General features: G+C 69.9%; 15 protein-coding genes and 2 pseudogenes. 5 read left to right on the top strand and 12 right to left on the bottom strand.

The window, feature by feature from the left end; all coding sequences use genetic code 11:
* Positions 1-482: 482 nt before the first annotated feature.
* Entirely contained in the window at positions 483-857 is a 375-nt protein-coding gene (locus tag IG86_RS0127560) for a carboxymuconolactone decarboxylase family protein (RefSeq protein ID WP_045937454.1), read from the bottom strand.
* 114 nt (positions 858-971) lie between these two features.
* Between IG86_RS0127560 and IG86_RS0127555 the strand changes: the two genes are divergently transcribed.
* Entirely contained in the window at positions 972-1,919 is a 948-nt protein-coding gene (locus IG86_RS0127555; RefSeq protein ID WP_045937456.1) for a LysR family transcriptional regulator, read from the top strand.
* Between the two features lie 136 nt (positions 1,920-2,055).
* On the opposite strand, the pseudogene IG86_RS39120 reads toward IG86_RS0127555, so the two are convergent.
* The 5 genes and pseudogenes from IG86_RS39120 to IG86_RS0127530 all read right to left on the bottom strand — a co-directional run.
* Positions 2,056-2,558, bottom strand: a pseudogene (locus tag IG86_RS39120) (transposase); the annotation flags it as partial.
* 654 nt (positions 2,559-3,212) lie between these two features.
* On the bottom strand, positions 3,213-4,310 hold the full coding sequence (locus IG86_RS0127545; protein ID WP_030834054.1) for an alpha/beta hydrolase: 1,098 nt from the start codon (positions 4,308-4,310) through the stop codon (positions 3,213-3,215).
* Between the two features lie 368 nt (positions 4,311-4,678).
* On the bottom strand, positions 4,679-4,879 hold the full coding sequence (locus IG86_RS0127540; RefSeq protein ID WP_157854904.1) for a hypothetical protein: 201 nt from the start codon (positions 4,877-4,879) through the stop codon (positions 4,679-4,681).
* 233 nt (positions 4,880-5,112) lie between these two features.
* Complete coding sequence (locus tag IG86_RS40180; protein WP_051785445.1) at positions 5,113-6,444, bottom strand: serine/threonine-protein kinase; 1,332 nt, start codon at positions 6,442-6,444, stop codon at positions 5,113-5,115.
* A 244-nt stretch (positions 6,445-6,688) separates the two neighbouring features.
* A complete protein-coding gene (locus tag IG86_RS0127530) occupies positions 6,689-6,967 on the bottom strand; it encodes a GlsB/YeaQ/YmgE family stress response membrane protein (protein WP_030834046.1) in 279 nt (92 codons plus the stop codon).
* 1,115 nt (positions 6,968-8,082) lie between these two features.
* On the opposite strand from IG86_RS0127530, the pseudogene IG86_RS39110 reads away from it, so the two are divergent.
* Positions 8,083-10,184 (top strand): annotated as a pseudogene (locus IG86_RS39110) (catalase).
* 180 nt (positions 10,185-10,364) lie between these two features.
* On the opposite strand, the gene IG86_RS0127520 reads toward IG86_RS39110, so the two are convergent.
* Positions 10,365-11,909, bottom strand: coding sequence for an FAD-dependent oxidoreductase (locus IG86_RS0127520; protein ID WP_030834043.1), 1,545 nt, complete (start codon positions 11,907-11,909; stop codon positions 10,365-10,367).
* 379 nt (positions 11,910-12,288) lie between these two features.
* Positions 12,289-12,501 (bottom strand): SPW repeat domain-containing protein, encoded by a 213-nt coding sequence (locus IG86_RS0127515; protein WP_051785444.1) that lies wholly within the window; start codon positions 12,499-12,501, stop codon positions 12,289-12,291.
* Positions 12,502-12,745: 244 nt separating this feature from the next.
* Here IG86_RS0127515 and IG86_RS0127510 point away from each other — a divergent pair, with 244 nt between their 5' ends.
* On the top strand, positions 12,746-13,177 hold the full coding sequence (locus IG86_RS0127510) for an NfeD family protein (RefSeq protein ID WP_030900408.1): 432 nt from the start codon (positions 12,746-12,748) through the stop codon (positions 13,175-13,177).
* A 2-nt stretch (positions 13,178-13,179) separates the two neighbouring features.
* On the top strand, positions 13,180-14,193 hold the full coding sequence (locus IG86_RS0127505; RefSeq protein WP_030834034.1) for an SPFH domain-containing protein: 1,014 nt from the start codon (positions 13,180-13,182) through the stop codon (positions 14,191-14,193).
* Positions 14,194-14,415: 222 nt separating this feature from the next.
* On the opposite strand, the gene IG86_RS0127500 is transcribed toward IG86_RS0127505, so the two are convergent.
* Positions 14,416-14,670 carry a hypothetical protein gene (locus tag IG86_RS0127500; protein ID WP_157854903.1) on the bottom strand — a complete coding sequence of 85 codons (255 nt, stop codon included), beginning with the start codon at positions 14,668-14,670 and terminating at the stop codon, positions 14,416-14,418.
* A 148-nt stretch (positions 14,671-14,818) separates the two neighbouring features.
* Between IG86_RS0127500 and IG86_RS43150 the strand changes: the two genes are divergently transcribed.
* Entirely contained in the window at positions 14,819-15,160 is a 342-nt protein-coding gene (locus tag IG86_RS43150) for a hypothetical protein (RefSeq protein WP_157854902.1), read from the top strand.
* Between the two features lie 203 nt (positions 15,161-15,363).
* Here IG86_RS43150 and IG86_RS45550 read toward each other — a convergent pair whose 3' ends face one another.
* The 3 genes from IG86_RS45550 to IG86_RS0127490 form a co-directional block, all read right to left on the bottom strand.
* The gene (locus IG86_RS45550) at positions 15,364-15,660 is read right to left on the bottom strand and encodes a putative T7SS-secreted protein (protein ID WP_362951576.1); all 297 of its coding nucleotides are present in this window, start codon (positions 15,658-15,660) and stop codon (positions 15,364-15,366) included.
* Positions 15,661-15,735: 75 nt separating this feature from the next.
* Positions 15,736-18,207 (bottom strand): SpoIIE family protein phosphatase, encoded by a 2,472-nt coding sequence (locus IG86_RS0127495; protein ID WP_385872044.1) that lies wholly within the window; start codon positions 18,205-18,207, stop codon positions 15,736-15,738.
* 37 nt (positions 18,208-18,244) lie between these two features.
* The coding region (locus IG86_RS0127490; RefSeq protein ID WP_037943170.1) for a hybrid sensor histidine kinase/response regulator at positions 18,245-20,651 on the bottom strand (2,407 nt) is incomplete at its 5' end.

The raw sequence follows: 20,651 nt of genomic DNA, 5'->3' as shown, positions 1-20,651 counted from the left end.
TCAGCGCCGTGACCGGGCCATGCAACTCCCGGCCGAGGCGTGACCGGTCATCGGTCACCCGTCATCGGTCAGCCGGGCCCTCGCCGGGAAGACCGGGGTGGCCGTGACCGATGCCGCCCGGCCGGAGCGCCTCCGGCCCGGATGGGCAAGGCCGTCCGCCCGGGCGGACGTCGGAGGCCGTGGACAGCAGTGTCACTCTGTGCTCGCGCCGCCGACCTCCACCTTGCGGTCGCTGTCGGTCGGCGCGGTCGACAGGGCCAGCCGGGCGAGGGGGTCCGTCCGTGCCTGGGCGCCGGGGTCGGCACACCGCCGAGCACGCCCTCTTCGGGCTGGATGCCTTTGAGAACGCCCGCTTCCCCCGGCAGGCGGAACACCCCGGCGGCTCCGACGCGGAAGACCTCTGACCCTTGCCTCCCGGCACCGGCCACGGCTGCCTCGCCGGAATGCTGGTCCCGTTGCCGGAGGGCCGGACCGGTGGGCCGTCAGCCGGAGGGGGTGGTCGCGCTCGCGGAGGTGGCGGACGGGGCGTGGTGGCCGTGCTGTTCGTAGAGGCGGTCGGCGAGGAGGGCATGGGCGAGGGTTCCGCCGGCCCGGACCGAGGCGGTGACGAACGCGGTCTCGGCGAGTTCCTCGGCGGTGACGCCGTGCCTGCGGGCGGCCGCGGTGTGGACGTCGAGGCAGTACGCGCACTGAGTGACGAGGGCCACGGCCACGGAGATCAGCTCGCGGTAACGGCGGGGGACGGCGCCGTCCTCGCGGTCGACCGCGTTCTGGAAGGCGAGCCAGGCCGCGAACTCGGGCGCTGCGGCGGCGCCCACGGAGCGGGCGCGGTGGAGGTCGTCGGGGTGCGCGTACATGGTACTCCTCGGGGAGTCGATGGGGTGGAACGTCTCCACCTCATCCCGGACCCCGCCCCCGCGTCCAAGACCGGTTCCGTGGGGGCGGTGCCGTTGTCGGTATCGTGGCCGGTCATGGACTTGAGGGCGTTGCGCTGTTTCGTCGCGGTCGCGGAGGAGGGCCACTTCGGCCGCGCCGCCGTGCGGCTCCACCTCGCCCAGCCGCCCCTCAGCCGCCGGATCCGCGATCTGGAGGCGGACCTGGGGTGCCGTCTGTTCGACCGGATCCCGACCGGTGCGCGCCTGACGGCGGCAGGAAAGGTCCTGCTCCCGGAGGCCCGCGACCTGCTGGCCCGGGCCGAGCGCGCCCGCGAGCGGGTGCGGGCCGCGGAGTCCGTACGCGAGGTCGTCCTGGGCGCCGTCGCCGGCGCCGGCCTGGACTCCTGCCCCGCGGCGCTCGCGGTACTGCGCGACACTCGCCCCGGACTGCGTCTGAGGCTGCACGAGGCGCCCGTGACCGATCCGACGGGCGGGCTGCGCGAGCGTCGGGTCGACCTGGCACTGACCCGTCTCCCCTTCGACACCTCGGGACTGACTGTACGTCAGCTCGGCGTCGAGCCCCTGGTGGCGGCGCTGCCCGCGGACGACGTACTCGCCGCGAGGTCACGGCTGCACGTACGGGAACTCGCGGGGAGGCCGCGCTTCCGGCTGCCGGCCGGGACGGACGCACGGTGGCGCGCGTACTGGCTCGCCGCTGACGAGGACACTCCCGGCCCGGTGGTGGCGTCCGTCGAGGAATGCCTGCACGCGGTGGTGTGGGACGGGGTAACCGGGATACTTCCGGCCGGCGCCGCGCGCCGACACGCGCGCCCTGGCATCGCGTTCGTCCCGGTAGACGGCCATCCGCCGAGCCGCCTGGTGCTGGCCCGTCGCGCGGACGCCCCCGACCCGCTCGTGGACGCGGTGGCCGCCGCCCTGGCGGACGCCCACGCTTCGGCGGACCCTCTGGTCGGTGTCCACCCCGTCCTTCCGGTCGCGCCTCCGGCGGCCGTCGCCGGTGCCGAAGCCTCCCGCCCGGCCTGAGCGAAAAGCCGCACGGCGTCCTCCGACTCCGGCGGGACGGCCTACGGATGCCGCCGCACCGGCGCCTGGGTGGTGTGAAGGGAGCTCAGCCTCCGAGTCGTCTCGGGCATGGTTGGCCGCAACGGGATCCGCTGATCTATCCGGCGAGGGCGAGGTTGTGCATCCGTGCGATGCCGAGCATGGCGTGGTGGACGCTGTTCCCCCTCAAGCGGCAGTCGCGGAGGATCTTCCAGGTCTTCATGCGGGCGATGACGTCCTCGACGCGGGCCAGGACTTGCTTGTGGGACTTGGGCCGCGCTTGCGGCGGTGCGGGATGACCAGGCCGGTGCCCGAGTAGCCGCCGTCGGCGATCGTGGTCGTTCCGCTGACGGCAGCATTGGCGCCGGACTCCTCCCAGGCCCTGCAGTCGTTGCGGTTTCCGGCGAGCGGCCGACCGGCCACGACGACCAGGCGGGTGTCGGCATCGACGGCGACCTGGTGGCTGGTGGAGTACCGGTAGTTCTTCGACCGCTCGGCGACGGTGTGCTCACGGGTGGGAACCAGGGTGCCGTCCACGATGAGCACGGTGTCCTTCGCGAACCGCTTGCGGGGCTGGAGCGCAAACATCGGTCCAAGGTTCATGATCCGGTCCGCCGCGGTTGCGCCGCGGTCCCCGACCCTCCGGGACAACGCGCTTGCAAGTCCGCCGTCACGGCTTCGGCGGTGTCTGGGGCGCGCCCCGGCGGCTTCTGTCGTCGTCCAACGAACCGGGCCTGCGGTCGGCAGTTCCGGCAGTGGCCGCTGCCGGAACCACTCGGTGGTGCCGTGAACGCGCGCACCCGGGGAGATCCACCCGAGCCGCACTGCGGCGTCGAAGTCGGCCCGGTGGGCACCAGCCCTGTACGGCGCCGGCCCCATCTCGCAGTGGCCTCGACGGCGATCAGACCCTCTGCACATGGGGCGAAGCCGCCAGCCTCGTCGCCGTACGCCTGATTCGGGAAACTGACCTCGCCACCGCGGCAGGCACCACCCTCGCACTGCGCAGCGGCGCCGCACGTTGACCGTCTGGAGAGGTTGCGGCTGATTGCTGCGGGTCAGGCGGGGGTGCTGGTGACGATCACGGACTCGGACGGCCTGCTGCCAGAACGCCGGCCGCGAGCCGGACAACCGGCATGTCCGTCGCGCGTGACGGTCACCGCGCCGCGTGGGGTACGGGCGGCCGCAGGGAGGCTCTCTGAAGAGCTCGGCGTAGCGCCCCCTCGGGGGTCCGGCGGTGCGGCCCACCGCCCCGCCGAGATGTCCCGTCCGGTCTCCTCACTCGGCGCTGAGCCGGCCGCCGATCCATTCGAGGGCCGGCGGGATCTCGCGGTTCCAGGTGTTGAAGCTGTGTCCTCCACGGTCGAGTGTGATCGAGGAGACGCGGGCCGGATCCTTCACCGCCTTGATGAACTGATGGGTCGGTTTGTAGTTCTGCTCGCCCTGCAGCGAGGTCGTCACGAGGAACGAGGATGCGCCCTGCGGCCGGTTGGCGAGATGCCACAGCAGGTCGGATCGTTTCTCCTCGTCCTTGTCGCCGTGGAAGAGGTCGCCCGAGTACTGGTCGATCTCCGGCTTGTAGTCCGCCGAAAGGCCCACGCCGGCCGCGTAGGTCTCCGGGTGCTGCACCGTCATCTTCAGGGCGCAGTAGCCGCCGGTCGAGTCGCCGATGATGCCCCAGCTGCGCGCCGAGGTGCCGACGCGGTAGGTGCTGGATATGGCCCGGGGGACGTCGGTACCGAAGAAGGTCTCGCTCTGCGGGCCGCCGGCGCGGACATCGACGCACTGGGTGTTCTCGGCCGAGACGGTGGGCCGCATCATCACCAGGATCATCGGCTGTGCCTTCTTCTCCTTGGCCAGGTTCCAGGCCGTCTTCGGGTAGCGCAGACCCTTCAGCAGGTTCTCCGCCGTGCCCGGGTAGCCCGTCAGGACCACCGCGGCGGGGAACGTCCGCTGCTCGTTGCCCTTCTGGAAGTACTCCGGCGGCAGGTACACGTAGGCCTGGGCGGCGCTCCTGGACCGCTCACCGTGCAGGGTCACCTTCTCGATCACGCCGCTCACCAGGGGATTGCCACCGCCGGGCACGTCGGGAGCCTGCCGCCCCAGCACCTCCACGGCCACTCCGCCGCGCACGGCCTCCTGGCGTGCGTGTCCGGCCAGGTCCGCCCAGGAACCGTAGATCAGCAGGCTGCGGTTCGCCGCGAGCGCGACCGACGCGAACAGGAACACCTGCACGAGGAGGATCAGCCCCGCGCGCCCCAGCACCCGTGTCCGGCTCCCCCGCGCCAGTCGCGGCCAGAGCAGCACGGTGGCCGCGAAGGCCAGTGCCGTGCACAGCACGGCGCACAGGAGCAGCTCACTGCTTGTCAGACCCATGGATCAGGGAACCCTTTGCGGCGTCTCGGTCTGGACGCACCGGTCCAGGGCACCGCCAACCGGTGCGCATCAGGCTAGAGAGGTAACGGGGCGAAAGGGTTCCACCGAGCGGCGGGGCCTGCAAGGTTCCGTCGCCGAGGGTGGGCCCGCCCATCAGGCGCCTGCGGTCACAGCCGGGCCGGACGTCGAAGCATCAGGCCTTGGAATCACGCCTCGTCCCGATGCCAGGCTCGCACGGAAGAACCATCCTCGTCCCATTTGAACGCCTGGAGGGAAGAACCGGCCGTCCTCGCTCTGAACGAGTCTTCGAGCAAGGATTCCGCTCTCATGCCATCGTCGGGCCTCCCCGGCCAACAGCCCCATGCGCATCACGCCCTCGGCCTGCAGACCCCGCTCGCGTACCACTGCCAAGAGGAGCCGAGGGTCTGCACGTCCGCGTTCGAGTCCAAGGGCTGATGGATGCTCTTGAAGATGCGCTGGACCGACTTCCCCGCGATGGGCGACGGCTCCGGTCCTGTCATGTCCTTGAACTGCCAGCCGTGAACCCTGCCGGCCGTGTCCGTGGCCATCACATCTGGTCCGCAACCGGCCGCGATGTCGAGCAGCCGGTCCTTCTCCGCCTCATCGACCGCGAGGCCCCAACGGAGCTTCGTCGCCGTCCACTCGGCACCATACCGGCACGACGCGTCCGCGGACGGCGGCCGGGAGCACCTCCGGGCGGCGGCCCTGCGCCCCGCAGCATGGGAACGGGTTCAACAACGGTCGTCTACCGGAGCGTGCCAGCGTTTCAGGGGTGGTTCGTTCACCGTCCCTGGTCCTTCTTTCGCTTGGCCTTCCCGGGGATCTTCGTTGGCTCAGGAGCCTTCGTCGGGCGGTTTGTGACGGATGGAGCGGAGTATGAATCGATCGGGCTGGTGGACGCCTCAAGTTCGTTTGTGGTGGAAGGTGCCGCGACCGGCAGCTGAGGGGCTGAGGCGGCAGGAGGCGACACGGGCAGCGTGCTGGGTGATCCTGCCGGGCCGGCCACCTCGGTGTTCTTCGACGCCAACGGTTGCTCGGGCGAGGGAGTGGTGTTGGGTGTGTTCTTCCCTGCTGTTATGCCCCCCAGCGCCACCGCGCAGCTGACCGCGACACTCGCAGCCGCAAGGCTGAAAAGAGCCGCCTGTCGCCGGCTGATTGCCCTGCTCTGCGTTCGCGCGGGCGTTCGCGCGGGCGTTCGCACGGGGTGCGCGGCAGGGGATGGCGGCGATGAGCAGTGTGTGGAGGTGCGGGTGAGCGCCGTGCTCGATGCGGTACGGGGCTGCGGCGCCTGTGCCATGCCTTGCAGGCGCTGGTGGACAGTGGCGGCGTCGGGGCGATCCGCAGGGGTCTGGGCGGTCATCGTCCTGAGGAGGCGAGCCAGGTCGTCCGGCAGCCCTTCGGGTATCCGGGGTTGGCGCAGGAGGTGGGCGGTGCCGATCTCCACGGGCGTGCCCTGGTATTCGCGGTGGCCGGTGAGTGCTTCGAGGAGGGTCATTCCCAGGGCGTAGATGTCGCTGGCCGTGCTCGCGCCTTGGCCGAGGAACTGTTCCGGGGCCATGTAGGCGAGGGTGCCGACAAGCGTGTCGTGGGCGCTGTGGGAGTCGTCGTGGACGGTCCGCGAGAGCCCGAAGTCGGCCAGGTGTGGGGAACCCTCCGCGCCCAGGAGGATGTTGGAGGGTTTCACGTCGTGGTGGATGACGCCGTGGGCGTGCACGTGGTCGAGGGCTGAGGAGATGTCGGCGCCGATCCGCGTCACCTGGACGGCGCTGAGGGGGCCGGCATCCATCCGGGTGCGCAAGGTGACGCCGCGGATCAACTCCGTCACCATGTACGCGCCTTGGCCGTGTCGGCCGGCGTCGTAGACGGTGACGAGGGCACGGTGGGACAGACGGGCCAGTGTGCGGGCTTCGTCGCAGAAGCGGTCGGCAGTGATCGTGTCGGTGCCCGCGCGGAACACCTTGACGGCCACCTCACGGCCCAGCACCTGGTCGACGCCGCGGAAGACATCCGCCGTGCCGCCGGACCCTATGGGGCCATGGAGCCGGTAGCGACCGCCCAGGAGGGCGTCGCGTTCAGGCGCTGCTTCATGCTCTGAGACGGACCGGGTCGGCATACGGGTCCTCCTCCACTCGCGGGCAGTGCCGCGCGCCTACCCCATGCGGGTCGCCCTACGCACCGTCTCCGGAAGCCCCGCACCGGCACACCCGGCCCACTGCCGGCCGGCAGGTCACCCCTGGCCTGCCGGAAGTGGACGCGCCACGGGGACGGGCGCGGCCTGGGCTGCACGCGTAGCAGCGAAACGGCTCCGCCCTCGGCAGAGAGGGGGAGCCGTTTGCGTCCGGGTCTGGCGAGGTCGTTCAGGCGTGGCTGTGGTGTCGCCTGTTGCCGGTGACCAGTCGGTAGACGGCGAGGAGGATGACCGAGCCGATGATGGCGGCGATCCAGGTGGACAGGTCGAAGAACCCGTCGATGGAGTCGACGCCGAAGATGACCTTGCCGAGGAAGCCGCCGAGCAGGCCACCCGCGATGCCGATGAGCATGGTGATGATGACGCCGCCGGGGTCCTTGCCCGGCATCAGCGCCTTGGCGATAAAGCCCGCGAGCAATCCGATCAAGATCCAGGCAATGATGCCCATGCGCTTCTCCTACCTCGATGAATAGAGCCGGTGTTAACAGCCGTCTTCACCACGCCCGGGTTTCCAAACGTTCGGATCTATTGATCATTGCGAGAGGCTGCTCGTGTCTTGGACACGAAGACCCGCCGCCCCGTGCCCGACCGGGCCGTCCCCGGAGGCGGGTCGACTGTCCAGTGATGAGCGGATCGGCCGTGGACGCTGCGCGCAACCACCGCGCACCGCATGCGCGACCGCCCACGGCGAACCAAGATCGAATGAATCGGGGACACCGCGCGCCCGGCCACGCCTGCGTCAAGCGCAGGCCCCGACCCCGACCGGAGCGGTCGACCACACGCACCTCGCCCATGACGGCGAGCGGCGGTGTCGCGGGCGTGGCCAGATGCTTGACGGTCAACCCGAACGGGCATGTGGACAGGTCGTGCAGGACCGTGCGGGAGTGACCGCCCTGATCCAGGTGGTAACGGTGGCCTGCCACCGCCAACGTCGTGCGGCACGCCAGCGGGCTCGGGGCGGGGACACCGAAAGAAGTCGGCGCAGCGGACCGGGCGGCCTCCATCGGCGTGCCCACCCTGGTTCTCGACGGAGAACTCGACAGCAGCGACATCTCGTCTGCGCGTCGTACGCGCGCTGGTGTCCGTCGCCGAACCCGTTCCGGGGGCAGCGCTGGACGGTGGTGCCGACGCCCACGAGCAGCAGTGCCCCTCAGGCTGGGGTAGTCCGCTGCTCCGAGCTCGTCCCACAGCGGCGCGGACCTGAAGTCGGGGAGGAAGGGCAGAGTGATGAGGACGAGGAGAGCGAAGGCGGCCGGGACCTGGCACGCGACGTGACCAGCGCCCTGACCGCTCTGGCCCGTTCGGACGCCTTGCAGTCCGGGCATTCGACCCTCTCGGCCCGAGCGAATCTCTGACCTGCGCCCGACAGTCCGCCCAGGGCTCCTCCAGACCCCCGCCGTCATGTGTAAGCCGTCGAGGCCGGGCTGCGCACAGGCCGCCGCGTGGAGGATCGACGTCCAGTGATCTCGCCTCGCGGGCCGGACAGGCTAGTCCAGGTTTCGGGACATATCGCTCGGGTCACACGTTAGGGCCCGAGGGCCCTCCCCTGTGTCTGGAGATGAGATGTCCGAGAAGAACCCGGTGAAAGCAGTCGCTGAGAAAATCGCCGACGTCATGCACACCGGCCCGGCAGAGGGCCCGGGGGACGGGGTCCCCGGCAAACCTGCCCCCGTCTCTCCGCAGCTCGTCGAGCCGACGACGCCGGTGGAGCCGCTGCCTCCGAAGGCGGACCAGAGCGGCCCGGAGACGGTCAGCCCGACCGGGCAGCCCACCGGCGCGGACCAGGCCCGGATGGCGCAGAGCGGCGCATACCTGACCACGGCGCAAGGGGTGCGCCTGGCGGACACGGACCACTCGCTCAAGGCGGGCCCCCGGGGGCCGGTACTGCTGCAGGACCACCACCTGCGTGAAAAGCTCATGCACTTCGACCACGAGCGGATCCCCGAGCGTGTGGTCCACGCCCGCGGCTCGGCCGCGCACGGCGTCTTCCAGTCCTACGGCACCGCGCAGACGGTCAGTAAGGCCGCGTTCCTGGCCTCGGACGTGGAGACTCCGGTGTTCGTGCGGTTCTCCACCGTCCTCGGCTCGCGCGGCTCCAGAGCGCGCACGACACCTTCTGGGACTTCGTCTCCCTGCACACCGAAGCCACCCACCACACCATCTGGAACATGTCCGACCGGGGCATCCCCCGCTCCTACCGGATGATGGAGGGCTTCGGAGTCCACACCTTCCGCCTCGTCAACGCCCAGGGCACCACGACGCTGGTGAAGTTCCACTGGAAACCCAAGCTGGGCGTGCACTCCCTCGTCTGGGAGGAGGCGCAGATCCTCGCCGGGGTGGATCCCGACTTCCACCGTCGCGACCTCTTCGACGCCATCGAGTCCGGCGCGTTCCCGCAGTGGGAGCTGGGCATCCAGACCTTCCCCGACACCGCCGACCAGATGTTCGAGGGCATCGATCTCCTCGACCCGACGAAGATCGTTCCGGAGGAGCTCGCGCCGGTGAAGCCGGTCGGGCTGCTGACGCTGAACGCGAACCCGTCGAACTTCTTCGCCGAGGTCGAGCAGGTCGCCTTCCACACCGGCCACCTCGTCCCCGGCATCGACGCCACCGACGACCCGCTGCTGGCCGGGCGGATGTTCTCCTACCTGGACACCCAGCTCACCCGGCTGGGCGGCCCCAACTTCCCGCAGATTCCGATCAACCGCACGCACGCGCCCGTCAACGACATGCTCCGTGACGGCTTTCACCAAACCGCCGTCCACCGAGGCGTGGCCCCCTACAAGCCCAACAGCCTCGACGGCGGCTGCCCCTTCTTCGCCGGCACCGACACCGGAGCCTTCATCGAGGTACCCGTCGAGGTCCCTGCCGGACGCAAGGTCCGCGAAGCACCCGCCTCGTACGACGATCACTTCTCCCAGCCCCGCATGTTCTGGCTCAGCATGACCCCGGTCGAGCGCGAACACATCATCGCCGCCTACACGTTCGAGCTGTCCAAGTGCTACGAACAGGCCATCAAGGAACGCGCTCTCGGCGTACTCGCCAACATCGACCCCGAGCTGTGCACGCAGGTCGCGGCGGGGCTCGGGCTCCCGGTGCCGGCCGCCACCGAACCCCTCACCGACGTCCGCCCCAGCCCCCGCTTGTCGCAGGTCGGCGCGACCTGGCCTCTGGACGGACGCGTCATCGGCATCGTCACCGGGCCTGCGACCGACATGTCGGGCGTGCAGCAGCTCCGCGAGGCGGTTCTGGACGCCGGCCTGGTGCCCTTGATCATCGCCCCGGCCGGCGGAGTACTGGGCACGGGCGGTGACTCGATCCCCGTCCAGCGCACCTTCGCCACCGCCCGCTCCGTCGAGTTCGACGCGCTGGTCTTCGCTGGTGTCCCGGGATCAGGAGCTGACGCGTACGGAGCCCGTGACGCCAAGGCCGCGGCCCCCGGCCCCGCCGTCAGCGATCCGCGGGTCCTGACCCTGCTCACCGAGGCATATCGGCACGGCAAGGCCCTCGCCGGCTGGGGCGGCGCCGAAACCCTCTTCGAGGCCGCCGGTATCTCGGTCGGTGAACCCGGCGTCATCATCACCGGCAGCGCACAGGCACTGCCTCAGCTCCTGGAACTTCTCGCAGCACACCGCGTCTGGGAACGTTTCCCCGCCGCAACCTGACGTGCCAGGACACCCAGCCACTGCGAGATCAGCGGGCTTCGGGCCACCAACGGTCCGAAGCCCGCCCTGCGCGCCGGAGCCCACCGGCCCAAGCCGCCCATGCACCCCGCTACGGAGGCCCGTTCCGTACGAGCCCCTTCCTCATCGCCGGAGCAGCCTGCGGTCGGCGTGCGGGGCGGGTCAGAGTTCGCCGGGATCCTTTCGTTCCAGTGGCCGCAGTGCCGGGCCCTGGAGGACTTCGCCGTCGATGCCGAAGCGGGAGCCGTGGCAGGGGCATTCCCAGGTCCGTTCGGCGTTGTTGAAGGCGACCAGGCACCCCAAATGAGTGCAGACGGCGGTCACCGCGTGCAGTTCGCCCTGATCGTCGCGGTGTACGGCGCAGGCGTGGCCCCCGGCCCGGACCACGGTGCCCTCACCGGCCTGCAGACTCTCGACCGGGCCGTTGGTGCCGTCGCCGAGAGTGTCCAGGCGGTCCATGACGAAGTGCTTCCCGGCGTCCCACTGAGCCTTCAGGTACGTCGGCGCCGAGCGGAGGGGCGAGCCGACGCGGCCGGGGGCGTAGAGACCGCCCCAGGGCTCCTCCTCGCCGCGGACGAGGTCGGCGATGATCGTTCCGGCCATGACCCCGCCCGTCATGCCCCAGCCGGCGAAACCGGTGGCCACGTAGACGTTGTCACCGGCCGTGGGGAGGCGGCCGATGAGGGGCAGCGTGTCGGTGGAACTGTTGTCCTGCGCGGCCCACCGGTGGGCGATCGTGATACCGGGGAAGCGCTGCTCGGCCCAGGCCCGGAGACGGGCGTATCCGGCTTCCGTGTCCTCACCGGTGCCGGGTGTGAAGGCTTCCCCGGTGACGATCAGCAGCCGGCTGCCGTCCGCCAGCGGGGCCGTACGGACTGAGCGCTTGCCGCCCTCCTCCGATATGTACATGCCTTCGGGGTCGTGTCGCGCGGCCATGGAGCCCGCTATCACCAGGTCACGGTGCTGGGTGAGCCTCGTGGAGAGGAGAGCGTGGTCGAACACGGGGTGGTGAGTGGCGACGACGACGTGCCCGGCTGAGACGGTGGCCCCGGAGTCGGTGGTGAGCCGACACGGTTCGCCGTTCTCCAACTGCGTGACACGGGTGCCCTCGTGAAGCCGTCCACCGAGCGCGACGATGTCCTCGACGAGCCCCTTGAGGTATTTCAGGGGGTGGAACTGTGCCTGATTCTCAACCCTGACGGCTCCGACAACGGGGAAGGGCAGGCCCGTGTCGGTGACGAACGATGCGTCGAGGCCGGCCGACCGCGCCGCTTCCGCTTCCGCGCCGAGGGCGTCGACGCCCTCGGGCTGCTCGCAGTAGGTGTAGGCCGGGCGCCTCTCCAGTTCGCAGTTGATGCCGAGTTCTTCCGAGACCTCGACAACGTGCCGCAGAGCGGCGCTCTGAGAGGCTGCGTACGTGCGGGCGGTGTCGTCCCCGTGGTTGCTCCGGAGCGTGTCGTACACGCTGGTGTGCAGGGCGGTCAGCTTGCCCGTCGTATGCCCGGTGACGCCGCCGGCCAGTCGGCCTGCCTCCAGCACAACGACCGTCAGCCCCGCACGGGCGAGTTCCCAGGCCGTGCTCAGCCCGACGATTCCAGTGCCGATGACCGCCACGTCCGCCTCCGTTGCCCCCGAAAGAGGTCTGAAGGACGGGAAAGCGGCCGTTTGCATCCAATAGGAGCCATCCACATCGATATGTCGGTTCATACGAGGCGCCTGCCCAGGCGAACTCCCCTGATGCGCTGCCGTGGAGACGTAGGCCACGACCAGCGGGTCGGCCAGGAGACGGAGCGGGCGATGCTCGGACCGGAGGACATGAACGATGCTCTGGACATCCTGCGTCCCAGCGGGAATGACAGCACCCCCGGGCGGCCGGCGAGCGCCGGCACAACTGGGATTGGGTGTGTCATGGTGGGCCGCCTCTTGCGGGCTCGCGGTCTCGGTCGCGCCCCGCGTTGCGCAAGCGCAGCACACCCGGCGGCTGTCCACCCCTCGCGGTCTCAAACCGGGCGGGGGCCCGTCCAGGGGGCCAGCTGCAGCGAAGGCCCCGCTCCCTGGAACACCATTCGAGCGGGCCCTTTCGGTGTCAGCGCACTCCAGGCAGGGGGCGGCGCGAAGCGGGGCTCTGCCCGTTGGTGTCGTGGTCGCGGGCGCCGGAGGCTGCGGCGAGGGCGAAGAGAGTGGCGAGGATGCAGGTGATGAGGTTGTTGGTGATCGAGCGCGTGTGGGCGACGTCCCCGGCGACTACCCAGGGAGCGATGCAGGTCCAGATGCCGATCGCGGCCGCGACGAAGCGCACGGGCCTCCAGGTAAGGAGTGGCGGCCCGTATCTACCCATACATCATCTGTAAACCGCGCAAACTGCTTATCCCGCGCAGGCGCATGGCAGCAGGGGGCTGGCCACGACACTACGCCCTGAAGGGCTCGACAGCTCCGACGGAATCCCTGGATTCCTTATAGGTAGAAATGGGTACTTTCGTGCCAAGTGGAGCGGAACGTGCCGCAGCATCCCGGGTCGTTTCCCGTGAGGGAGGAGGGCCGACGTGGAACCGTGGTTGATCTGGCTGATCGCCGCAGCGGTGCTGGCGGTCGCGGAGGCGCTCACTCTCACTGCTGCACTGGGGTTGCTTGCCGCAGCTGCGGCGATCACCGCCGCGTCCGCCGCGCTCGGCCTCCCCGTGCCCTGGCAGTTCCTGGTGTTCGCCCTCGTAGCGACGCTCAGCGTGCTCTTCGTACGCCCCCTCGCGCTGCGACGCCTCTCACCGCGCCAGGAGGCCCGCTTCGGCGTGGACGCGCTGGTGGGGAAGCCTGCCTACGTGGTCAGTGAGGTGTCCGCCCAGGGCGGCAGGGTCCGCATCGGAGGCGAGGAGTGGACCGCTCGGGCCTACGACGAGACGCTGGTGATCCCTACGGGAACGACCGCCGATGTCGTGGAGATCAGCGGCAGCACCGCATTCGTCTACCCGCGGGAGTGACCATGGAAGCCTGGGTCGTCGCCGGCGTCATTGTCGCGGTCTTCGCCGTCTTCACAGTGGTGCGGGCCGTCCGCATCGTGCCTCAGGCACGCGCCCGCAACGTGGAACGGTTGGGCCGCTACCATCGCACGCTCAGACCCGGCCTCAACGTGGTCATCCCTTACATCGACCGCGTGTATCCCGTGATCGACCTGCGCGAGCAGGTCGTCTCCTTCAAGCCGCAGCCGGTCATCACCGAGGACAACCTCGTAGTCGAGATCGACACCGTCCTGTACTTCCAGGTCACCGACCCTCGGGCGGCCGCCTACGAGATCGCGAACTACCTCCAGGCCGTCGAACAGCTCACCGTCACCACCCTGCGCAACGTCGTGGGGTCCATGGACCTGGAGAAGACCCTCACCTCTCGCGACACCATCAACAGCCAACTCCGCGGCGTCCTGGACGACGCCACGGGCAAATGGGGCCTGAGGGTCAACCGCGTGGAGATCAAAGCCGTCGATCCGCCACAGTCGATCAAGGACGCGATGGAGAAGCAGATGCGAGCGGAGCGGGACAAGCGCGCCGCGATCTTGGGAGCTGAAGGACAACGGCAGTCGCAGATCCTGACCGCCGAAGGGGACAAGCAGTCGGCCGTACTGCGCGCCGAAGGGGAGCGAACGGCCGAGATCCTCCGGGCCGAGGGCCAGTCCCGAGCCATCGACGAGGTGTTCCAGGCCGTTCACCGCAACGACCCCGACCCCAAGCTGCTGGCCTACCAGTACCTTCAGGCACTGCCGCAGCTTGCCCAAGGACCAGGCAGCACCTTCTGGATCATCCCCGGCGAGGTCACCTCCGCGCTCCAAGCCGTCAGCCGCGCCTTCAACGAAGTGCTCCCTCCGTCACCGGCCACCCACGCCGGGCCCACGCAGGACAGGGCGAACCAGGCCGCCGACGACGCCGCGCAGGCTGCAGAAGCCGCCGCCCAAGCCCTGGCCGACGCGGCCGAAGCCGACCCCACTTCCCCACCGCCCCCGTAGGCACTGACACGGCGCCTTCACCATGCGCAGCATCCGAATACGGATCGTGGTGGAAGAGTGGCGGCCTCGGCCCGGCGCGGAGATTCGTACTTGCTGGGCGCCCGGTCAGCGCAGATCGTCCCCAGCAGGTTTCCGGGAACCGAGCACTGAGGTTTCAGCCCTCTGTGTACTGGACTGCATCGTGCACCGCGGCGTAGGCACAGGGCTCGGCCATGAGGACGCTCAGGGTGAGCAGGCAGTCCTGGTCTTCGGGGTACGCGTCGCCTGGACGGCCTGGCGCAGCGCCCGCTCGGCGCGGGCCGGGACGGGCCGACCACGGGAGTCGGCGAGCATCCCCTGGGCGAGCATCGTCTCGGGCAAGCCAGCTTGTGCGGCTGCGGCGGACAGGACGCGCCCGGCCTCGCGAGCCGGGGCCGGGACCATCGCCATCAGGGTGCCCACCGCCCACGCGACTGGCTCCTTCGGCCGTGCCGGCATGCCTGCGGTGGTGCGTGCGGAGTGAGGGCTTCCCGTGAAAGGGTCGCCCTGAGAGGGTGCCGATCCCGGGAAGTAGGGGCCTGCTGCTCAGGCCCGGGGCACCACGCTTGGCCCCGAACGACGGGCGTGGCAGCCGCCTCTCTCCCCCATGAAAAAGCCGCAGGATGTCGCCGAGGCCAGGGAGACGGTACCCCGACCGCACCCCTGGGCCGGAGCACCTCAGCGGGGGGGCCGCAGAAGGGACACCTGGCGCTGGCTCACCCAGGTCTTCCTCACCCTGCGCCGAGGCGTCACCGAGGGCGCCCACGCCCTGGCCACGGAACTCCAGCCGTGCACCGAGAAGCCCGGCCGGCGGGTCCCGGTCCGCAACCCGTGCGTACCCGCTCGCTCGCAGCAGCCGTACGGCAAGGGGCAGCAAGCGGTAGGCCCGCCCCGTCCTCCGGTCGCGGGGGCGGGCCGGGGCGGGCCGGGGCGGGCCGGGCCGCAGTGAACCGGTCCATTGGTGGGCACCCAGGTGGTGGCCCTGACCCCGGGGGGCGTTGCTACCGGGCGCGTCGCGATCGGACGTGGGTGCGCTCGCCGAGGTGCCGAAGGGCTTGGACCTGGCGCTGGCGGTGGCTCTGCCGGTCGCCGGAGTGGCGGCACTGCGCTCGCTGCGGGCCGCCGGGCTCGGACCGGACAAGAGGGTGTTGATCACTTCCTTGGCACCGCGATCACAGCAGCCCTGGTCATCTGGCTCCGCGTGTGAGCGTCCGTCGAGGACGGACTCAAACTGTGCAATCTGCCCGCTGTCCACCGGTGACGATCCGGGACAGCGGGCGGCAGCGCGGGCGAGCAGCGGGCGACGAGGCCGCGCTGCCGTCGCGCCTCGGCCAGCTTCTGCCAGGCCCTCTTGATGCCGTCCGCACCCGGATCGGTGAACCCCATGGGGCGGGCCGGCAGCGGATCCTGCTGGGCCTTGACAGGCGACTCGTAGTCCGCGGCCGTCAGGGAGTCCTGGCGCGTTCGGCCGGGCAGGCCCGGAGGCGCGGTGTTCCTCAGCGCCCTTTCGGAGGTGGCCCGGGGTCAGCGGACCTCGATTCCGATGAGGCAGGTGTCGTCATCGGTGTCGGATGCGCTGTATGTCAGCACGCTGTCCAGCCGCTTTTCCAGGGTGTCCGCAGGCCGCGAGGCCACGGTGAGTAGCTGGGCGAGGGAGTCGGTGACGGCGATGTCTCTGCGCTCGACGAGTCCGTCGGTGTACATGAGGAGGATGTCGTCGGCTTCGAGCTGTACCTCTTCTTCCGCAAATGTGGCGTTGGGCAGTGCGCCGAGCAGGATGCCGGCGGTAAGGGAGAAGGAATGGGCCTGCGCGCCCCTGACCAGGACCGGTGGTAGGTGGCCGGCGCGGGCCCATTGCAGGGTTCGGGTCTTGGGGTCGAAGAGACCGCAGACGGCGGTGGCGGTGAGGTGGCTTGTGAGGTGGAAGGCGACGCTGTTGAGCCAGGCGAGCAGTTGCGCCGGGCCGGCGCCGGTGACGGCGAGGCCGCGGAGGGCGTTGCGCAGGGCAACCATGCCGGTGGCGGCTTGGATGCCGTGCCCGGCGACGTCGCCGACGCTGAGGAGGATTGTCCCGTTGGGGAGGATCACGGAGTCGTACCAGTCGCCGCCGACGAGGGATTCCGACTCGGCCGGTCGGTAGCGCACTGCGATCCGGATGCCGGGAACCTCGAGGGATGCCGGTGCCGGGGGCATGATGGCGTGCTGCAGTTGCAGGGCGAGGCGGCTGCGGTCGGCGGATTCTGCTTCGGTGTCGGCCAGCTGGTCGCGGGTGGCGGCGAGGGCGACCTCGGTCCAGTGCTGGGAGGAGACGTCCTGGCAGGCGCCGCGTACCGAGTAGAGGCGGCCCTGGTGGTCCAGGACGGGTTCGGCGACCATGCGGATGTGACGGGTGATGCCGTCGGGTCGCTGGAGGCGGAACTCCACGGATGATTCGCGCTGGCTGTGCAGGAGTGTGCGCAGGAACCGCCCGATGGAATTGACGTCGTGGTCGTGTGCGTGGGCGGCGAGGTCCTCGAGTGGGACGGGCCTGGCGCTCATCGGCAGCCCGAACAGGGCAAACAGCTGCTCGTTCCAGCTGATCTCCCCGGTACGCATGTTCTGGTCGAAGCCGCCGACCCGGCCGAGGCGTTGTGCGTGTTGCAGCAGATTGGCCAGGCGCGCCTTTTCGTCTTCGATCTTCCAGATGAGGAGAAGGGCGAAGCCGTGTCGGCTGATCCGTACGTCCGCGACGGTGGTGAGGGGGACCTCTCCGACGAAGGTCGTCAGTGCGGTGCGTCGTGCTTGGCAGGCCTCACCGGTGGCGTAGACCCTCTCCAGCTGATCGTAGAGGCCACCGCTCTCGGCTGCCGCCGGATAGATCTCGAGGAAGTGGCGGCCGGTGATCATGGAGCGGGGCCGGCCGGCCGGGTCGATGAAGCTGTTGTTGAGGTGGTGAATGCGGAAGTCCGCCAGACGGCCGTTGGTGTCGAGGACAGGGGCAAGGACGAGGACCGTGTCGTCGAGGTGGTCGGCGAGGTCGGTGAGTTCGGCCAGGGCGGCGTGGTGCGCGGCGTCAGAGGCGGCGGGAGTGAGGTCTGGGGACTGTTCTTCGAGGGTGTGGGCGCACAGCTCGGCCAGCGCCTCCAGTTGGCGGATGATCTGTACGGGCTGAGGGGCCAGGGGTTGGGGCCATCCGATTTCCAGGACACCGTGGATGCGGCCGCCGGTGCCTGCGGGGATGACGATGCGGCCGCCGTCGGGGTGCTGGCGCCGTCCGATGGTCGGCAGACTGGCCTTTGAAAGGCTGGCGACGACGGAGAACTCGCGGTGGGTGAGGGCGAGCCGGGCACACGTGGCGACCTCGGGTGGGACGTAGCGCCAGCGGTCAGCGTCCTCCGCTGTGAAGCCCGCCTGGCCGGCCAGGGTGAGGGAGGAATCGGCTCCCGCTACCCAGATCGCGACGCAGTGAGCGCCGAGGGGGGCGAGCGCGTTTTCGAGGAGCGCTGTGGCGACGGCCGGCGTATCGCCGGCCGCCAGGGCGCGGCTTTCTGCTGTCCGCAGCCGGACGGCCGGTGCTGCCTCTGCGGACGTGTGCTCGGTGACAGCGGTGGCGAGGAAATCCTGCGCCACCTCGCTGACGCGGTCACGGGCGGCCTGGTTGATGACATCGACGGCAAGTGCGAGGAGGGTGGCGCCGGACTGTTCGGCGAGTTTGCCGAGCTGTCGGGATGCCTCGGCGGGCCCGCAGCCGAGTTGTCCGACGAGGATGCCCTTCGCCAGCTCCACCAGAGCACGCCCGTCGGCGGCCGACTGGGCTTCGAGCGCCTCTTCGCGCAGGCGCTCCACGGTCACCGCGAGCCGACCGGCCTCCGTGCCGGCGTCGGAGCGCGGGGTGGACCGGTGCGGCAGAGGCTTCTCGTTCTCAGGGTGGGCGGCGCCGAGTATGGCATTGCCCGCAGCGGGGGTAGGGGTGGTGTCGGGTTGGGATGCTGTGTGTTCGTCAGGAGTGGTGTTCACCGAGCGTCGCTGTTCCTCCGTAGGGTGGCCAGGGGTGTCAGGCTGGGGTGGTGCCTGAGGTGTTCTGGGCCGGCAGCCAACGGCGGAGTCGGGTGATGAGGTCATTGGCGTCGACGGGCTTGGTGACGTAGTCGTTCGCGCCGGAAGCCAGGCTCTTCTCACGATCTCCCGGCATGGCCTTCGCCGTGACCGAGATGATCGGGAGAGCGCTGTATTCGGGCATGCGCCGGATCTCTGTGGTTGCCGCGTATCCGTCCAGTTCCGGCATCATCACGTCCATCAGGATCAGGTCGATTCCCGGTGTGGCGGTCAGGGTTTCGATGCCCCTGCGTCCGTTCTCGGCGTGCAGGACGTGCATGCCGTGCAGTTCCAGGATCCCGCTGATGGCGTACAGGTTGCGCGGGTCGTCATCGACGACGAGGACCGACCGGCCGGCGAGGCTGGCGTCGACGACGGCGTGTTCGGAGACGGCAAGGTGGCTGGCGTCGCGCACGAGGGTGGGAACGTCGCCTGGACGGTCCGCCGACAGGTGCAGGGCGATGCGCTCGCGGAGTTCGTCCAGGCTGGTGAGCACTTCCAGCGGCTGGACGGCGGCGCGCTCGGCGACCTCTGCCTGCTGCTCCCGTGTCATGCGCCGGTTGTCGTGGGCGAGGACCGGCAGGGAGGCCAGCGCGCCGTCCCCAGCGAGAGCCTGCAGGAAGCGCAGTCCTTCCCCGTCGGATCCGAGCTCCAGGACCACGCAGTGGAAGGGCGCTTGTGCCAGGACGGCCGCCGCGTCCGCTGCGGTGACGGCGGTGACGACCTCGGCGCGGTCTGCCGGCACGGTGACTGCCCGTCCCGCGGTCAGATCGCTGGCCGCGCTTTCGGCGACGAGGCTGAGGAGACCGTTGCTGCGCTGCTCGATGACCAGAATGCGGCGGGGATGACGCTGCTCTTCGAGGGCCGGCTGGGCAGCACCGTCCGGCTGCTCGGCCCCAGAGCTGCCGGGCTGCGCGCTTTCGAGGGCGGCCGTGGCGTCTTCGGTGAGTTCGCGTCCTGAGACGGGGAGGAAGAGCGTGAAGGTGGAGCCCTTGCCGACTTCGCTGCGGGCGGTGACGGCGCCGCCCAGGAGGCGCGCGATCTCCCGTGTGATGGAAAGGCCCAGGCCAGTGCCGCCGTACTTGCGGCTGGTGGTGCCGTCGGCCTGCTGGAACGCGGCGAAGATGGCTTCCAGCTGCTGCTCGGCGATCCCGATGCCGCTGTCGATGACGCGGAAGGCGACCACGGATCCGGCCTGCGTCAGCTCATCGGGGAGCTCTGCCGAGCTCGCGGGTTCGATCTTGACGTGGACGCGGCCGTGTTCGGTGAACTTCACCGCGTTGGACAGCAGATTGCGGAGGATCTGCTGCAGGCGGGCGTCGTCGGTGAGCAGGTCCACGGGTACGCCCGGAGCCTTGCCCGCCTCGACCTTCGACAGGTCGAGGATGTCGTTGATCAGCTGGAGCAGGTCGGAGCCGGCCGAGTGGATGATGCCCGCGTACTCGACCTGCTTCGGGGAGAGGTTGCGGGTGGGGTTCTGTGCGAGGAGCTGGGCGAGGATGAGGAGGCTGTTGAGCGGGGTGCGCAGTTCGTGGCTCATGTTCGCGAGGAACTCGGACTTGTACTTGGAAGCCAGCGACAGCTGCTGGAGTTCCTCCTGCTGGACCTGGAGTTCCTCCGAGCGGGCCTGGAGTTCGCCGGTCAGCCGCTGGGACTCGCCGAGGAGTTCGTCGGTGCGGGCGTTGGCCACGATGGTGTTGACGTTGACGCCGATGGTCTCCATCAGCCGGCCCAGGAAGTCACGGTGCACGGGCGTGAAGGGGGCGAAGGAGGCAAGCTCGATGACGCCCAGGACCTGGTCCTCGACGACGATGGGCAGGACGATCAGGTGGGCCGGCGCTGCTTGGCCCAGCCCGGATGAGATCAGATAGCCGGCTGGCACGTTGTTGGTGGTCAGGATGCGGCGGCTGCGTGCCGCTTGTCCCACCAGCGTCTCGCCGTGCCGCACCCGCGTGGCGGCGGGGCTTTCCACCGGCCGGCCGAAGGAACCGATCAGGGTGAGCCCTGCCTGGCCGTCGATTTCCTCGCCGAGGTAGAAGGCACCGTAGCTGGCGTCGACGAGGGGGGTGAGTTCGTCCATGACGAGTTCGGCGACGACGGCGAGGTCGCGGTGGCCCTGCATGAGTCCGGAGATCTGGGCGAGGTTGGACTTGAGCCAGTCCTGTTCCTGGTTCGCGCGCGTGGTCTCGCGCAGCGAGCCGACCATGGAGTTGATGTTGTCCTTGAGTTCGGCGACCTCGCCGGAGGCGTCGACCGTGATCGAGCGAGTCAGGTCGCCCTCGGCGACCGCGCTGGCGACCTCGGCGATGGCCCGGACCTGGCGGGTGAGGTTCCCGGCCAGCTCGTTGACGTTCTCGGTGAGCCGC

The organism is Streptomyces virginiae, assembly GCF_000720455.1.
Taxonomy (GTDB): domain Bacteria; phylum Actinomycetota; class Actinomycetes; order Streptomycetales; family Streptomycetaceae; genus Streptomyces; species Streptomyces virginiae.
Note: the sequence above shows the minus strand (reverse complement) of the source record. Positions and strands in the feature narration are given on the sequence as shown.

Bases quoted from the DNA above. Each gene is read 5' to 3' on its own strand.
- IG86_RS0127560 (WP_045937454.1), bottom strand. From the start codon at position 857: ATGTACGCGCACCCCGACGACCTCCACCGCGCCCGCTCCGTGGGCGCC.
- IG86_RS0127555 (WP_045937456.1), top strand. From the start codon at position 972: ATGGACTTGAGGGCGTTGCGCTGTTTCGTCGCGGTCGCGGAGGAGGGC.
- IG86_RS0127545 (WP_030834054.1), bottom strand. From the start codon at position 4,310: ATGGGTCTGACAAGCAGTGAGCTGCTCCTGTGCGCCGTGCTGTGCACG.
- IG86_RS0127540 (WP_157854904.1), bottom strand. From the start codon at position 4,879: ATGGCCACGGACACGGCCGGCAGGGTTCACGGCTGGCAGTTCAAGGAC.
- IG86_RS40180 (WP_051785445.1), bottom strand. From the start codon at position 6,444: ATGCCGACCCGGTCCGTCTCAGAGCATGAAGCAGCGCCTGAACGCGAC.
- IG86_RS0127530 (WP_030834046.1), bottom strand. From the start codon at position 6,967: ATGGGCATCATTGCCTGGATCTTGATCGGATTGCTCGCGGGCTTTATC.
- IG86_RS0127520 (WP_030834043.1), bottom strand. From the start codon at position 11,909: ATGAACCGACATATCGATGTGGATGGCTCCTATTGGATGCAAACGGCC.
- IG86_RS0127505 (WP_030834034.1), top strand. From the start codon at position 13,180: ATGGAAGCCTGGGTCGTCGCCGGCGTCATTGTCGCGGTCTTCGCCGTC.
- IG86_RS0127500 (WP_157854903.1), bottom strand. From the start codon at position 14,670: ATGCCGGCACGGCCGAAGGAGCCAGTCGCGTGGGCGGTGGGCACCCTG.
- IG86_RS43150 (WP_157854902.1), top strand. From the start codon at position 14,819: ATGAAAAAGCCGCAGGATGTCGCCGAGGCCAGGGAGACGGTACCCCGA.